Source organism: Streptomyces sp. NBC_01012, from assembly GCF_045162755.1.
In the GTDB taxonomy this organism is placed as follows: Bacteria; Actinomycetota; Actinomycetes; order Streptomycetales; family Streptomycetaceae; genus Streptomyces.
This window is the reverse complement of record NZ_CP108688.1, coordinates 6,184,427-6,198,570: the sequence shown is the minus strand read 5'-3', so window position 1 is coordinate 6,198,570 and position 14,144 is coordinate 6,184,427. Positions and strand designations below refer to the sequence as shown.

Annotated in this window: 12 protein-coding genes and 1 riboswitch; of the genes, 9 read left to right on the top strand and 3 right to left on the bottom strand. The window is 72.8% G+C overall.

All coding sequences use genetic code 11. The annotated features are described in order from the left end of the window. The first annotated feature begins 4 nt into the window (after positions 1 to 4). The 6 genes from OG623_RS27850 to OG623_RS27825 all read left to right on the top strand — a co-directional run bounded on the left by OG623_RS27850 (position 5) and on the right by OG623_RS27825 (position 7,185). Positions 5 to 226, top strand: a complete 222-nt coding sequence (locus OG623_RS27850) for a hypothetical protein (RefSeq protein ID WP_406150191.1) — start codon at positions 5 to 7, stop codon at positions 224 to 226. Positions 227 to 376: 150 nt separating this feature from the next. Next, positions 377 to 506, top strand: a riboswitch (cobalamin riboswitch). A gap of 128 nt (positions 507 to 634) precedes the next feature. Next, the gene (locus OG623_RS27845) at positions 635 to 1,594 is read left to right on the top strand and encodes a cobalamin biosynthesis protein (RefSeq protein ID WP_406150189.1); all 960 of its coding nucleotides are present in this window, start codon (positions 635 to 637) and stop codon (positions 1,592 to 1,594) included. After that, positions 1,591 to 3,204 (top strand): cobyric acid synthase, encoded by a 1,614-nt coding sequence (locus OG623_RS27840; protein WP_406150188.1) that lies wholly within the window; start codon positions 1,591 to 1,593, stop codon positions 3,202 to 3,204. Before OG623_RS27845 ends, OG623_RS27840 begins: the two co-directional genes overlap by 4 nt. After that, entirely contained in the window at positions 3,201 to 5,246 is a 2,046-nt protein-coding gene (locus OG623_RS27835) for a putative cobaltochelatase (RefSeq protein WP_406150187.1), read from the top strand. The genes OG623_RS27840 and OG623_RS27835 overlap by 4 nt, the downstream gene beginning before the upstream one ends. Then, positions 5,246 to 5,845, top strand: a complete 600-nt coding sequence (gene cobO / locus OG623_RS27830) for a cob(I)yrinic acid a,c-diamide adenosyltransferase (RefSeq protein WP_406150185.1) — start codon at positions 5,246 to 5,248, stop codon at positions 5,843 to 5,845. The genes OG623_RS27835 and cobO overlap by 1 nt, the downstream gene beginning before the upstream one ends. Then, the gene (locus OG623_RS27825; RefSeq protein WP_406150184.1) at positions 5,839 to 7,185 is read left to right on the top strand and encodes a cobyrinate a,c-diamide synthase; all 1,347 of its coding nucleotides are present in this window, start codon (positions 5,839 to 5,841) and stop codon (positions 7,183 to 7,185) included. Before cobO ends, OG623_RS27825 begins: the two co-directional genes overlap by 7 nt. Positions 7,186 to 7,187: 2 nt before the next feature. Here the strand turns inward: OG623_RS27825 and OG623_RS27820 are convergent, their stop codons facing one another. Next, entirely contained in the window at positions 7,188 to 7,910 is a 723-nt protein-coding gene (locus tag OG623_RS27820; protein ID WP_406150183.1) for a ZIP family metal transporter, read from the bottom strand. A gap of 95 nt (positions 7,911 to 8,005) precedes the next feature. Here OG623_RS27820 and cobC point away from each other — a divergent pair, with 95 nt between their 5' ends. Next, entirely contained in the window at positions 8,006 to 9,517 is a 1,512-nt protein-coding gene (cobC, locus tag OG623_RS27815; protein WP_406150181.1) for an Rv2231c family pyridoxal phosphate-dependent protein CobC, read from the top strand. An 83-nt stretch (positions 9,518 to 9,600) separates the two neighbouring features. Here the strand turns inward: cobC and OG623_RS27810 are convergent, their stop codons facing one another. Both OG623_RS27810 and OG623_RS27805 read right to left on the bottom strand, forming a co-directional pair. Next, positions 9,601 to 10,617: an SCO1860 family LAETG-anchored protein gene (locus OG623_RS27810; protein ID WP_406150180.1), complete on the bottom strand. Its 1,017-nt coding sequence runs from the start codon at positions 10,615 to 10,617 to the stop codon at positions 9,601 to 9,603. Between the two features lie 321 nt (positions 10,618 to 10,938). Further along, positions 10,939 to 12,039 carry an amidohydrolase family protein gene (locus tag OG623_RS27805; protein WP_406150178.1) on the bottom strand — a complete coding sequence of 367 codons (1,101 nt, stop codon included), beginning with the start codon at positions 12,037 to 12,039 and terminating at the stop codon, positions 10,939 to 10,941. A 100-nt stretch (positions 12,040 to 12,139) separates the two neighbouring features. Here OG623_RS27805 and OG623_RS27800 point away from each other — a divergent pair, with 100 nt between their 5' ends. Together OG623_RS27800 and ectA are read left to right on the top strand one after the other, a co-directional pair. After that, positions 12,140 to 13,246, top strand: a complete 1,107-nt coding sequence (locus tag OG623_RS27800; RefSeq protein ID WP_406150177.1) for a pyridoxal-phosphate-dependent aminotransferase family protein — start codon at positions 12,140 to 12,142, stop codon at positions 13,244 to 13,246. Positions 13,247 to 13,581: 335 nt separating this feature from the next. Continuing rightward, on the top strand, positions 13,582 to 14,109 hold the full coding sequence (gene ectA / locus OG623_RS27795; RefSeq protein WP_406150175.1) for a diaminobutyrate acetyltransferase: 528 nt from the start codon (positions 13,582 to 13,584) through the stop codon (positions 14,107 to 14,109). The last annotated feature ends 35 nt before the right edge of the window (positions 14,110 to 14,144 follow it).

Sequence of the window (14,144 nt, the reverse complement as noted above, 5' to 3'; positions counted from 1 at the left end):
CCGCATGAACATCGACTGGGCAGCTCTCGCCACCGTCTTCGGCGTCAGTCTCGTGGTCACCGTCGCACTGGTCGGCCTCTTCACCCTCGGCGTCACCGGTCTGGCCCGGCGGACGCCGACGGCGCAGGGCGGCGGGGCCGGCGTCCTGACGCGCACCGGCGCGTACGCCTGCTTCGGGCTGTGCCTGGCGGCCGTCGCGTACGGGATCTATCTGATCGTCGCCTGACCTCGGATCGGGCAGGGCACCGGGCCGGACACACCGCACGTGTGTCCGGCCCGGTGTGCGTCTCAGCACACTGAAGCCTCGCAGGTCAACGGCAGGTTGACTGGCGTTCGCGGGGCGTGGTGGACTGCCGGAGCCGTTTACGGCGACAGGAGAGGAAGCCGGTGCGAATCCGGCGCGGTCCCGCCACTGTCACCGGGGAGCAGCCTCCATTCGGAAGTCACGGTCCGCCATCGCGGGCTGGAAGGCCGGAGGAACTGCGGATCCGGAAGCCAGGAGACTCTCGTCGCCGGTCACGTCGAACCAGGGCGCGGACCCTGAGTGAGGACATACGCCATGTCTGGCTGCCCTGCGTCGGTCGGCGCACCACCTGCTGCCCCGAAGCTCCAAGGCGCGACGGCCGGCTGAGCGGTGCGAGCCGACCGCGTCTTCGCGTACGGCGCCACCGCCGGTCTGATCGGCGATCTGCTGCTCGGTGATCCCAGGCGGGGCCATCCGGTCGCCGCCTTCGGGCGTGCGGCGGCGGGCGTCGAGAACCGGCTGTGGCGCGATCACCGTGGCTGGGGCGCCCTGCACACGCTCGTCTGCGCCGGTGGCGCCACGGGCGCCGCGGCGCTGGCCGCCCGTGCCGTGCGCGACCGTCCGGCTGCCGCGGTCGCGCTGACCGCCGCCGCCACCTGGTCCGTCGTCGGGGGCACCTCGCTGGGCCGCGAGGCCCGTGCCATCGCCGGTGCGCTGGCCGCCGGGGACATCGAGCGCGCCCGGGAGCTGCTGCCGCATCTGTGCGGACGTGATCCGCAGTCGCTGGACGGGCCCGGCATCGCCCGCGCCGTGGTGGAGTCCGTCGCCGAGAACACCTCCGACGCCGTCGTGGGCGCCCTGGTGTGGGGTGCGCTCGGCGGGGTGCCGGGTCTTGTCGCCTTCCGCGCCGTCAACACCCTGGACGCGATGGTCGGGCACAAGTCCCCACGTCACCGGCGCTACGGCTGGGCGTCCGCCCGGCTCGACGACGTGGCCGGCTGGCCGGGGGCCCGGCTCACCGCCGCGCTCGCCGTGGCCGCGGGCGGGCGGGCGCGCGAGGCCGTACGGGCCTGGCGGGCCGACGCGGGCCGCCATCCCAGCCCGAACGCGGGCCCGGTGGAGGCCTCGTTCGCGGGGGCGCTCGGCGTACGGCTCGGCGGCACGCTGGCGTACGGCGGGCGGGTCGAGCACCGGCCGGTGCTGGGCGGCGCGACGGGCCGGGACGTACGGACCACGGACATCGAACGCGCGGTGCGGCTGTCGCGCCGGGTGAGTGTGCTGGCCCTCGCCGTGTGTGCGGCGGGGCGCTCGGCCATGGGACGGAGAGCCATGGGACGGAGAGCCACATGAGCGGCGGGCTGCTGGTCGCGGGGACCACGTCGGACGCGGGCAAGAGCGTCGTCACCGCCGGGATCTGCCGGTGGCTGGTGCGCCGGGGGGTGAAGGTCGCGCCCTTCAAGGCGCAGAACATGTCGCTGAACTCCTTCGTCACCCGCGAGGGTGCGGAGATCGGCCGCGCCCAGGCGATGCAGGCGCAGGCCGCCAGGGTGGAGCCGTCGGCGCTGATGAACCCGGTGCTGCTCAAGCCGGGCGGCGACCGGTCGAGCCAGGTCGTCCTGATGGGGAAGCCGGTCGGCGAGATGAGTGCGCGCGGCTACCACGGGGGGCGGCAGGAGGCGCTGCTGGGCACGGTCGTGGACTGTCTGGAGCAGCTGCGGGGCACGTATGACGCCGTGATCTGCGAGGGGGCGGGCAGTCCTGCCGAGATCAATCTGCGGCGTACGGACATCGTGAACATGGGCATCGCGCGGGCCGCGCGCTTTCCCGTGCTGGTGGTCGGCGACATCGACCGGGGCGGCGTCTTCGCCTCCTTCTTCGGTACGACGGCGCTGCTGAGCCCCGAGGACCAGTCGCTGGTCGCCGGATACCTCGTCAACAAGTTCCGCGGCGACGTGTCGCTGCTGGAGCCGGGGCTCGACATGCTGCTCGGGCTCACGGGGCGTCGTACGTACGGGGTGCTGCCGTATACCCACGGTCTGGGCATCGACGAGGAGGACGGGATGGGGGTCCCCCCTGCTCGAACGCAGCTGAGAGCTCGGGGGAGGGTGTCGACGCGCGGCACCGTGCGGGAGTCGGCCGTGGCGCCGCCGCACGGCGAGGACGTCCTGCGGGTCGCCGTGTGCGCGGTGCCGCTGATGTCGAACTTCACCGATGTGGACGCGCTGGCGGCCGAGCCGGGTGTGGTGGTGCGGTTCGTGGACCGGGCGGACGAACTCGCCGACGCGGACCTCGTCGTCGTGCCCGGGACACGGGGCACCGTGAAGGCTCTGGCGTGGCTGCGCGAGCGGGGACTCGCCGACGCGCTGCGGCGGCGGGCCGCCGAGGGGCGCCCTGTGCTGGGGATCTGCGGCGGGTTCCAGGTGCTGGGCGAGCGCATCGAGGACGAGGTGGAGTCGCGTGCCGGGGTGGTCGACGCGCTCGGGCTGCTGCCGGTGCGGGTCCGCTTCGGCCGGGAGAAGGTGCTCGGCCGGCCCGTCGGTTCGGCGCTCGGGGAGCCGGTGGAGGGGTACGAGATCCATCACGGGGTCGCCGAGGTGAGCGGCGGTGAGCCGTTCCTCGACGGGTGCCGGGTGGGCTCGGTCTGGGGGACGCACTGGCACGGCTCGCTGGAGAGCGACGGGTTCCGGCGGGCGTTCCTGAGCGAGGTCGCGCGCGCCTCGGGGCGGCGGTTCACCGCGGCGCCCGACACGAGCTTCGGGGCGCTGCGGGAGGAGCAGCTGGACCGGCTGGGGGATCTGATCGAGGAGCACGCGGACACGGACGCGTTGTGGCGGCTGATCGAGGGCGGTGCGCCGGCGGGGCTGCCGTTCATCGCGCCGGGTGCGCCGGAGGCGGGCCTGTCGCCCCGGACGGACCCGCGTATTGGCACTGATTTTTCTGCGAACGAGGAGGCCCTGTGAGTACGCCCTATCCCTTCACCGCCATCGTCGGGCAGGACGATCTACGGCTCGGGCTCCTGCTCAACGCCGTCAGTCCCGCCGTCGGCGGGGTCCTGGTCCGTGGGGAGAAGGGGACCGCGAAGTCCACCGCCGTACGGGCGCTGGCCGCGCTCATGCCCGAGGTGGAGGCCGTGCCGGGGTGTCGCTTCTCGTGCGACCCGGCGGCGCCCGATCCGGCGTGCCCCGACGGGCCCCACGAGGCGGGTACGGGCGTGTCGCGTCCGGCGCGGACCGTGGAGCTTCCGGTCGGCGCGTCGGAGGACCGGCTGGTCGGCGCACTCGACATCGAGCGGGCGCTCTCCGAGGGTGTGAAGGCCTTCGAGCCCGGACTGCTCGCCGACGCCCACCGCGGCATCCTCTATGTCGACGAGGTCAATCTCCTCCACGACCATCTGGTGGACCTGCTGCTCGACGCGGCGGCCATGGGTGCCTCGTACGTCGAGCGTGAGGGCGTGTCCGTCCGTCACGCGGCACGCTTCCTGCTGGTCGGGACGATGAACCCCGAGGAGGGCGAGCTCCGCCCGCAGTTGCTGGACCGCTTCGGGCTGACCGTCGAGGTGGCGGCCTCACGCGATACGGATCTGCGCGTCGAGGTCGTACGGCGCAGGCTGGCGTACGACGACGACCCGGCCGCCTTCGCCGCACGGTGGGCCGACGAGGAGTCGGCGCTGCGCGAGCGGATCGTCGCCGCGCGCGCCCTGCTCCCCCGTGTGGTGCTCGGCGACGGCGTGTTGCGGCAGATCGCGGCGACCTGCGCGGCGTTCGAGGTCGACGGGATGCGGGCCGACATCGTCATGGCCCGCACCGCGACGGCGCTGGCGGCATGGGCGGGGCGTGAGGAGGTCGTCGCCGACGATGTGCGGCAGGCCGCGCTCCTGGCGCTCCCCCACCGGCGCCGGCGCAATCCGTTCGACGCGCCCGGGCTGGACGAGGACAAGCTGGACGAGGCACTGGATGAAGCCGCGGCCGACGGCGAGGACGACGACCCGGACCCAGACGGGCCCGGCGGCGGGGTGCCCCCGCAGGGCGGCGGCCCCGACGACGGCGGCAAGGGCACGGACGGCCCTGATGACGACGGGCAGGACACCGGCGGCCCCGACAGCTCCGACGCGCCCGGCGGGCAGGAGACCGGGAGCGGCGACGCGCCCGCGCCGGGCGGGGGCGGGGAGCAGCAGCCCGTGCGGGCCGGCGAGCCGTTCCGTACGAAGGCGCTCAGCGTGCCGGGCCTGGGCGACGGCGCGGCGGGGCGGCGCTCCCGGGCGCGTACCGAGCACGGCAGGACCACCGGATCGCGCCGTCCTGAGGGTGCGCTGACGAAGCTGCACCTGGCGGCGACCGTGCAGGCGGCGGCGCCGCACCAGCGGGCGCGCGGCCGTTCCGGGCGTGGTCTGGTCGTACGGCGGGACGATCTGCGGCAGGCGACACGGGAGGGGCGCGAGGGCAATCTCGTGCTGTTCGTCGTGGACGCCTCCGGGTCGATGGCGGCACGGCAGCGGATGAGCGCGGTCAAGGGCGCCGTGATGTCGCTGCTGCTCGACGCGTACCAGCGCCGCGACAAGGTCGGCCTGGTCACCTTCAGGGGCAGGGAGGCCGCGGTCGCGCTGCCCCCCACCTCGTCGGTCGACGCCGCCGCCGCGCGGCTCGAGTCGCTGCCGACCGGCGGGCGCACCCCGCTGGCCGCCGGGCTGCTCAAGGCGCACGACGTACTGCGGGTGGAGCGGCTGCGTGATCCGTCACGTCGGGCGCTGCTCGTCGTGGTGACGGACGGCCGGGCGACCGGCGGTGTCGACCCGGTGGCGCTGGCGGCGCGCGCCGGACGGCTGCATGCCTCCGAGGGCACCGCGTCCGTCGTCGTGGACTGCGAGTCGGGGTTCGTACGCCTCGGTCTCGCCGCACAGCTCGCACGGGATCTGGGAGGCAGCGCGGTCACGCTCGACGAGCTGCGCGCCGACTCGATCGCCGGTCTGGTCAAGGACATCACCGCTACACGAAAGGCCGCTTGATGCCACAGGGACAGCCGGTATCGGTACCGGACGACGGACTGACGACACGCCAGCGGCGCAACCGTCCGCTGCTGTTCGTCCACACGGGCGTCGGCAAGGGCAAGTCGACGGCGGCCTTCGGCCTCGCGCTGCGTGCCTGGAACCAGGGCTGGCCGATCGGGGTGTTCCAGTTCGTGAAGTCGGCGAAGTGGAAGGTCGGCGAGGAGAACGCGCTGAAGGTGCTGGGCGCGAGCGGCGAGGGCGGCAGCGTCGACTGGCACAAGATGGGCGAGGGCTGGTCGTGGGTCCAGCGGGACAATCAGCTCGACAACGAGGAGAAGGCCCGCGAGGGCTGGGAGCAGGTCAAGCGTGACCTGGCGGCCGAGACGTACAAGCTGTACGTGCTCGACGAGTTCGCCTATCCGATGCACTGGGGCTGGATCGACACCGACGAGGTCGTCGAGGTGATGCGGAACCGGCCGGGGACGCAGCATGTGGTGATCACGGGCCGCAACGCCCCGCAGAAGCTGATCGACGCCGCCGACCTGGTGACCGACATGTCGAAGGTCAAGCACCCGATGGACGCGGGCCAGAAGGGCCAGAGAGGCATCGAGTGGTGAGTGTTCCTCGTCTGGTCATCGCGGCGCCCGCTTCGGGCAGCGGCAAGACCACGGTGGCCACGGGCCTGATGGCGGCCTTCGCGGGGCGTGGCCTCGCGGTGTCCCCGCACAAGGTGGGGCCCGACTACATCGACCCCGGGTACCACGCCATGGCGACGGGCCGCCCGGGGCGCAACCTCGACGCGTACATGTGCGGGCCCGAGCTGATCGCCCCGCTGTTCACGCACGGCGCGCGCGGCTGTGACCTGGCTGTCGTCGAAGGCGTGATGGGGCTGTACGACGGGGCCTCGGGGGAAGGGGAACTCGCCTCGACCGCCCAGGTGTCCAAGCTGCTGCGGGCGCCCGTCGTGCTCGTCGTCGACGCGTCGTCGCAGTCGCGTTCGGTCGCGGCCCTGGTGCACGGTTTCGCGTCCTGGGACCCCCAGGTGCGGATCGGCGGGGTGATCCTGAACAAGGTGGCGTCCGACCGCCATGAGGCGCTGCTGCGGGAGGCGCTCGACGAGTCCGGGCTGCCGGTGCTCGGGGTGCTGCGGCGCGCGCCGCAGGTGGCGACCCCCTCGCGTCATCTGGGTCTCGTCCCGGTCGCCGAGCGGCGGACCGACGCCCTGGACGCCGTGAGCGCGATGGGTGAACGCGTACGTGAGGGCTGCGATCTGGACGCGCTGATGGCGCTGGCCCGTTCGGCGCCCGACCTCTCCGACGACGCGTGGGAGCCTCGGGCGTACCCCCAGGAGGGGAGTCGGCCGGTGGTGGCCGTGGCGGGCGGGGCGGCCTTCACCTTCGCCTACGCGGAGCACGCCGAGCTGCTGGCGTCGGCGGGCGCCGATGTGGTCGCCTTCGACCCGCTGCACGACGAGAAGCTGCCCGCGGGCACGGCGGGACTGGTCATCGGCGGAGGCTTCCCCGAGGTGTACGGGCCCGAGCTGTCGGCGAACGAGCCGCTGCGCCGTGCGGTGACGGATCTGGCGCTGTCGGGTGCCCCGGTGGCCGCGGAGTGCGCGGGGCTGCTCTATCTGGCCCGTGAGCTGGACGGGCGTCCGATGTGCGGGGTGCTGGACGCATCGGCCCGGATGTCGGAGCGGCTGACGCTCGGCTACCGGCAGGCGGTGGCGGTGTCCGACAGCGTGCTGGCGGAGGCCGGGACGCGGCTGCGCGGGCACGAGTTCCACCGTACGGTGCTGGAGCCGGGGGCCGGTACGACGCCCGCCTGGGGTCTGCTTCAGCCGGAGCGACGGGTCGAGGGCTTCGTGCGGCAGGGCGTGCACGCGAGCTATCTGCACACGCACTGGGCCGCGGAGCCCTCGGTGGCGCGGCGTTTCGTGGAGCGGTGCCGGGGGTGAGGTCAGTCCGCGATGCCGACCACCAGCCAGATGAAGCCCACCCCCACGACCGTGCACAGCAGCGTGGAGCGGGCCGGGTGCGCGTGGTGCGCCTCGGGGAGGATCTCGGCCGCGGCGAGATAGAGGAGCGCCCCGCCGAAGAATCCGAGATAACAGCCGAGCAGTTCCTCCGGAAGGGTGAACAGCAGCGTGGTCGCCGCTCCGACGATCGGGGCCAGCGCATCCGCGTACAGCATCAGGAGCGCCTTGCGGCGGGCGTTCCCGTAGAGGCTGGTGATCGTGTACGTGTTGAATCCGTCGGCGAAGTCATGCGTGATGACGGCGAGCGCGACGGCGGCGCCCATCCCGCCGCCGACCTGGAAGGCGGCGCCGAGCGCGACGCCGTCCATCAGGCTGTGGCCCACCATCGCGGCCGCCGCCGTCAGCCCGACCTGCGGCACCCGCTCCTCGCCCGCCCCGTGTGCCGCCTGGCGTACGGCGAGCGAGCGCTCCACGAGATGGGCCGTCAGGAATCCGCCGACGAACAGCAGCAGGGCGGCCGGCACCCCGAAGACCAGACCGCCCGCCGCCTCCACCGCCTCGGGCAGCAGATCGAGACCGACGACGCCCAGCATCAGTCCGCCGGCGAAGCCGAGCACGAGGTGCCTGCGGTCGCTGACGCGCTGCGCGACCCAGCCGCCCGCCAGGGTCATCAGGAACGCGCCGAGCGCGACGAATACCGCCATGGGCCCTTTCTAGTGCCGCGGCAGGCAATGTTCGCCCCGTCCGCGTCCCTGTTTCCGCCCCCGTCTCCTCCTCTGTCTCCCGGAAGGACCCGGCCATGACCCGGGCCGCGCTGGTCGTCGGCGTCGGTGCCCGTCGCGGCGTCCGGGCCGACGAGGTGTCCGAGCTGATCCGCAGGACGCTCGACGAGGCGGGACCCGAGGCCGGTGAGGTGACCGAACTGGCCACCCTCGACACCAGGGCGCGGGAGCCGGGCATCGTCGGCGCGGCGGCGCGCCTCGGCGTGCCCGTGCGCTCCTACTCGGCCGAGGTGCTGGCCGAGGTCGGCGTTCCCGGCCCGTCGGAGGCGGTCCGCAGGGCCGTGTCCACCGGATCGGTCGCGGAGGCGGCGGCGCTCGTGGACGCCGGTGAACTGCTGGTACCCAAGCGGAAATCGGCTTCGGCGACCTGCGCGGTGGCGCGCCGGAGACCACAGGACCGTCCCACGGCATCGACGAATGGCGCCGAGCCGTTCACCATTACTGCCATGCTGCCCCCCACGAAGCACATCGAGAGCGCCGGGCCCGATCTGCGGCACCACGGCGACGCGGAAGTACGCGGCCAGGACCTGACCGACCTCGCGGTCAACGTACGGACCAACACGCCCCCCGACTGGCTGCGGGAGCGGATAGCCGGGTCGCTGGGGTCGCTGGCCGCGTACCCGGACGGGCGGCAGGCGCGGACCGCGGTCGCCGGACGTCATGGGCTGCCTGAGGAAAGGGTTCTGCTCACAGCGGGCGCCGCCGAGGCCTTCGTACTGATCGCACGGGCGCTGCCCCCACGGCGGCCGGTCGTCGTGCACCCGCAGTTCACCGAGCCCGAGGCGGCCCTGCGGGCGGCGGGGCACGAGGTGCGCCGGGTGCTGCTGCGCCCGGAGGACGGCTTCCGGCTGGATCCGGCGGCGGTGCCCGACGACGCGGATCTGGTGGTGGTCGGCAACCCGACCAACCCGACGTCCGTGCTGCACCCGGCGCGGGTCCTGGAGCAACTGGCCAGACCCGGGCGGACGCTGGTGGTCGACGAGGCGTTCATGGACGCCGTACCGGGTGAGCGTGAGGCGCTGTGCGAGCGCACGGATGTGCCCGGTCTCGTGGTGCTGCGGAGCCTGACGAAGACCTGGGGTCTTGCGGGGCTGCGGATCGGCTATGTGGTGGCCGAGCCGGCGACAGTGGCCCTGTTGCAGGAGGCGCAGCCGCTGTGGCCGGTGTCGTCCCCCGCGCTGGCCGCGGCCGAGGCATGCATGGAGCCGCGCGCGCTGGTGGAGGCGGCCGACGCCGCGGACCGGATCACGGTGGACCGGGCGCATCTGCTGGCCGGACTCGCGGAGTTCGGGGAGGTCCAGGTGGTCGAGCCGGCCGCCGCGCCGTTCGTGCTGCTGCGGCTGGAGCGGGCGGACGAGGTACGGGGTCTGCTCCGCTCACGCGGATTCGCGGCGCGGCGCGGGGACACGTTTCCCGGTCTCGGCAGCGAGTGGCTGCGGCTGGCCGTGCGCGACCGTGTGACGACCAACAGGTTCCTCCAGGCGCTCGACCTGGCCCTCCAGGGACTGCCCCGCAGACCCGTCGGCTGACGGGCCCCCGGGTACGGAGAGCGGTGCTCCGCGACGCGGTCACCGCTCTCCGCTCTCCGCTCTCCGCTCTCCGCCGAGGCTGATCAGTCGCGGGCACGCCTGCGGGCGAGGACCGTGGCGCCGGCGCCCGCTGCCAGCAGGACGGCGGCGGCACCCGCGATGTACGGGGTCGAGGAGCTGGATCCGGTCTCGGCGAGGTCGTCGGAGGCCTGGACCGGGTCGGAACCGGTCTGGGGCTTCACGTCGACGGGCTCCGCCTTGCCGTCGGAGCCGCCGTCGCCCGAGCCGCTCCCGTGCGAACCGCCCGCGTCCGAGCCGCCGTTGCCGGAACCGCTGTCGTCCGGGCCGTTGTCGTCCGAGCCGTCGCCCGCGCCGCCGCCCCGGGGCGTCTCGCACGTCGCCTCGGCCAGCGTGACCTCTCCCTCCACCTCTGCGACGTTCAGCTTCAGCGGGTTCACCGACACCCGCAGCTGGAGCGCCGTCGCAGCCGCGGTGTGTGTCGTCGTCTCCGTCTTCGACAGGTCGAGCGTCACATCACCGACGCCGGGCACCTCGATCTTCGTGGTGCCGCCCGAGGTGAGCGTGGTCTTCTTGCCGAGTACCGTCACATGCCCCAGCACGTTCGACTCCGCGACCGGCTTGTGGCCCGCCTCGCACACGGCCTTGGAGGTCACCTTCTCGACCTCGATCAGGGAGAGCAGCGGCAGTCCCGGCACATGCACCCGGGCCCGGGCGAGATTGCTGTGCCCCTCGGCCCTGTGCTTGTCCACCGTGGCGTCGGCGGTGGCGACATCGGCCTTCAGCACATGGACGGGGCGGCCCTGGTCGACGCCGTCGAGCTCCACGGTGAGCGCGGTCTTTTCCGCGCTCGCCGGTGCGTGGACCTCGTTGAGCGTGGTCCTGAGCGGCACCTGGACCGACTTGTTCAGGAGCGAGACGTCGAGGCCGGCGCGGAGCACGACCGCGCTCGCCTTTCCGTGGCCACCGGCCGGGGTGGCCGGGGCCGTCGCGGTGGCTGCGTGCGCGGGGACGGCGACGAGCAGTGCGACGGGAGCGGCAGCGATCGCCAGGGCAGCCGAACGGAAGGTGTTGCTGTTCAAGGTGGTGGAACCCCCACAAGAGACATGGAGCCACCGGGGCCGTCCAATGGGGGACATCGCCGGCCCCGGTGGCCTCGACCCGTGAATCTTTACGCACGGAGGGTGAACCGACAGATACCTAGCGCTAGTTCACCCCAAAGAGGGGTTTCCGCGTGCACATTCGAATCCAGCGGCACAGGAGTTCCTCGGAATCACCCGTTTCACCACGTCCGGAGCTCACCGTCGGGGATCCCGGGCGCCTACACAGAAGTGTTTCAACGACCGGCGGCGCCCTGGGTCACCGCCGGTCAACACGGCGCCTGTGGCCGGGGCGACCGATGATCAGCCCCTCACCCGTCCGTTGAGCACCACCGCGCGCGGGGACGCCAGCACCCGTACGTCCTGCCTCGGGTCCTCGTCGTACAGCACCAGGTCCGCCGGGGCGCCCTCCTCCAGGGCCGGCCGGCCCAGCCAGCGCCGTGCGCCCCATGCGGTCGCGGAGAGGGCGTCGATGGGCGGGATGCCCGCCTTCACCAGTTCGGCGACCTCATCGGCGATCAGCCCGTGGGCCAGCGACCCGCCGGCGTCCGTGCCGGTGAAGACCGGGATCCCCGCGTCGTACGCCGCGCGCACCGTGTCGTAGCGGCTCGCGTGGAGCCGTCGCATATGGGCCGCCCAGCGGGGGTACCTCTCCTCGCCCCCTGCCGCGAGGCGGGGGAAGGTGGCGATGTTGACCAGGGTCGGGACGATGGCGACCCCGCGCTCCGCGAAGAGCGGAACGGTGTCCTCGGTCAGCCCCGTCGCGTGCTCGACGCAGTCGATCCCGGCCTCCACCAGGTCCCGCAACGAGTCCTCGGCGAAGCAGTGGGCGGTGACCCTGGCGCCGAGCCGGTGCGCCTCGGCGATGGCGGCCTCGACCTCGCCGCGCGGCCAGCAGGCGGCCAGATCCCCCGCGTCCCGGTCGATCCAGTCGCCCACGAGCTTCACCCAGCCGTCGCCGCGCCGCGCCTCCTGGGCGACGTAGGCGACGAGGTCGCCGGGCTCGATCTCATGGGCGAAGTTACGGATGTAGCGACGCGTCCTCGCGATGTGCCGCCCCGCCCTGATGATCTTCGGCAGATCCTCGCGCTCGTCCGTCCACCGGGTGTCGGAGGGCGATCCGGCGTCCCTGATGAGCAGCGCGCCGGCCTCCCGGTCGGTGAGCGCCTGCTTCTCCGCGGTCGCCGCGTCCACGGGCCCCTGGTGGTCGAGCCCCACATGGCAGTGCGCGTCGACGAGGCCGGGCAGCACCCATCCGGTGAGCGTCACGGCGTCGTCGGCGCCCGGCGGCCTCTCGTAGGTGATCCGTCCGTCGACCGCCCAGAGTCCGTCCCGCACCTCGTCGGGTCCGACGAGTACCCGCCCCTTGATCCGCAGCACCGGCGCCACCTCGTGATCACTCATGGGCAGCACTGTACGAGGGCCCCCGGGGGCCCGGGGAGTGCTGGGTACCCTCGACGGCGAGCGCTGACCGCGCACCGGCCTACCCGAAGAGAGCAGCACCGTGACACACCCGTTCCTCGACCTCGCCCCGCTCACCGCCGCCCGTTTCGCGACGATCGAGCGACGGGTGGCCGGCCTCCTCGGCACCGAGCAGGACGTCGTCATCATGCAGGGCGAGGCGCTGCTGCCGCTCGAAGGCTGTATCCGGGGCGGCGCCAGGCCCGGTTCGACCGCGCTGAACGTCGTCACGGGGCCGTACGGCCAGACCTTCGGCAACTGGCTGCGTGACTGCGGGGCGGAGGTCGTCGACCTCACGGTGCCCTTCCACACCGCGGTCACCGCCGAGCAGGTCGCCCGCGCGCTCGCCGAGCACCCGGAGACCGACTTCGTGTCGCTCGTGCACGCCGAGGCCGCGACCGGGAACACCAACCCGGTCGCCGAGATCGGCGAGGTGGTCCGGGCGCACGGCGCGCTGTTCATGGTGGACGCCGTCGCGTCGGTGGGCGCGGAGCCGCTGCTGGTGGACGCCTGGGGGGTGGACCTGTGCGTCATCGGCGCGCAGAAGGCCATGGGCGGCCCGGCCGGGGTCTCCGCGGTGTCGGTGAGCGCGCGGGCGTGGGAGCGGATGGCCGCCAACCCGCGGGCGCCGCGCCAGTCGTACCTCTCGCTGCTGGACTGGAAGGCCCGCTGGATCGACGGGGGCCGCAGGGCGCTGCCGCACGCGCCCGCCCAGCTGGAGATGCTGGCGCTGGACGCCTGTCTGGACCGGATCGAGGCGGACGGCCTCGATGCCGTCATGGCGCGCCACGCGTCGGCGGCCGCGGCCACCCGCGCGGGCGCCACGGCGCTCGGCGGCGGGATCGAACCGTACGTCCACGACGCCCGCGACGCGGCTCCGGTGGCCACGACCCTGCGTGTGCCGGCGGATCTCGACGCCACGGCGCTGGTCGGGCGGGCACTCGCGGCCGACTCCTCGCTGCCGTTGATCGCGGGCGGCGGGGCGCTGGCCAAGGAGATGATCCGGGTCAACCACTACGGCGTGGACGCGAGCAGGGACGCGGTGCTGTCCTCACTGGCCGCCCTGGGCAAGGCGCTGGACGACGCGGGCCGCAGGACCGATGGGAACGCTGCCCGCGAAGCCGTCGAGGAAACCTGGCCGAACAACTGAATTAATTGCGCGCGACCGGTCCGATTTAATCCACGCGAAAAGGGGGGCTGCTTTATCGGGAGCAGCTCCCCGCATTCTTCTTCCCCCGTTCCCCAAGGCTAAACACCACAGTTTCCGGTGGGCCGATCCATACAATCCGAACGGGTGTCAGGAGAGTTACGAGGATGTGACCGACTACACACCGCGTCCGTTATGGTCGATAAATTCCGGACAAACTTACCGAAATCTCCCCCCGATCGGGCCGGACCCGCGCCCGCGTGATAACACAAAGGGCACGCTCACCCAACCCCCTACGGCGATGCAATTTCGATTTTTGCTGGGTAAATTCAATTCCCATGACCGCCGCACCAGCAGATTTTGCAAGTGCCCGAAGCGAATTCCTCAGAATCGACACCCCGCGAGTGGAGGACGGAGCCGCGATCTGGCGCATAGCCCGCGACTCCGAGGTCCTGGACCTCAACTCCTCGTACAGCTACCTGCTGTGGTGTCGTGACTTCGCGGCGACCTCCGTGGTCGCCCGCGACGAGAACGGCGACCCGATCGCCTTCGTGACCGGATACATCCGCCCCGACCGCCCCGAGACTCTCGTCGTCTGGCAGGTAGCCGTCGACCAGGCACATCGGGGCAAGGGACTGGCGGCCGAGCTGCTGGACGCGCTGACCGCCCGTGTCGCCTCCGACCAGGGCCTCGAATCGGTCGAGACGACCGTCACCCCGGACAACACCGCCTCCGACCGGCTGTTCACGTCCTTCGCGCAGCGGCACGACGTGCCGCTGGAGCGCGAGGTGCTCTTCGAGGGGGCGCTGTTCCCCGAGGGGACGACGCACCTGCCGGAGGTCCTCTACCGCATCGGTCCGTTCTAGGGCCTCTCAGCGCCCTCCCGCGCCCCGCCCGGGCG

Excerpts from the sequence above, each read along its gene's own strand:
- OG623_RS27850 (WP_406150191.1), top strand. The coding sequence starts at position 5 with ATGAACATCGACTGGGCAGCTCTCGCCACCGTCTTCGGCGTCAGTCTC.
- OG623_RS27840 (WP_406150188.1), top strand. The coding sequence starts at position 1,591 with ATGAGCGGCGGGCTGCTGGTCGCGGGGACCACGTCGGACGCGGGCAAG.
- cobO (WP_406150185.1), top strand. The coding sequence starts at position 5,246 with ATGCCACAGGGACAGCCGGTATCGGTACCGGACGACGGACTGACGACA.
- OG623_RS27820 (WP_406150183.1), bottom strand. The coding sequence starts at position 7,910 with ATGGCGGTATTCGTCGCGCTCGGCGCGTTCCTGATGACCCTGGCGGGC.
- cobC (WP_406150181.1), top strand. The coding sequence starts at position 8,006 with ATGACCCGGGCCGCGCTGGTCGTCGGCGTCGGTGCCCGTCGCGGCGTC.
- OG623_RS27805 (WP_406150178.1), bottom strand. The coding sequence starts at position 12,039 with ATGAGTGATCACGAGGTGGCGCCGGTGCTGCGGATCAAGGGGCGGGTA.
- ectA (WP_406150175.1), top strand. The coding sequence starts at position 13,582 with ATGACCGCCGCACCAGCAGATTTTGCAAGTGCCCGAAGCGAATTCCTC.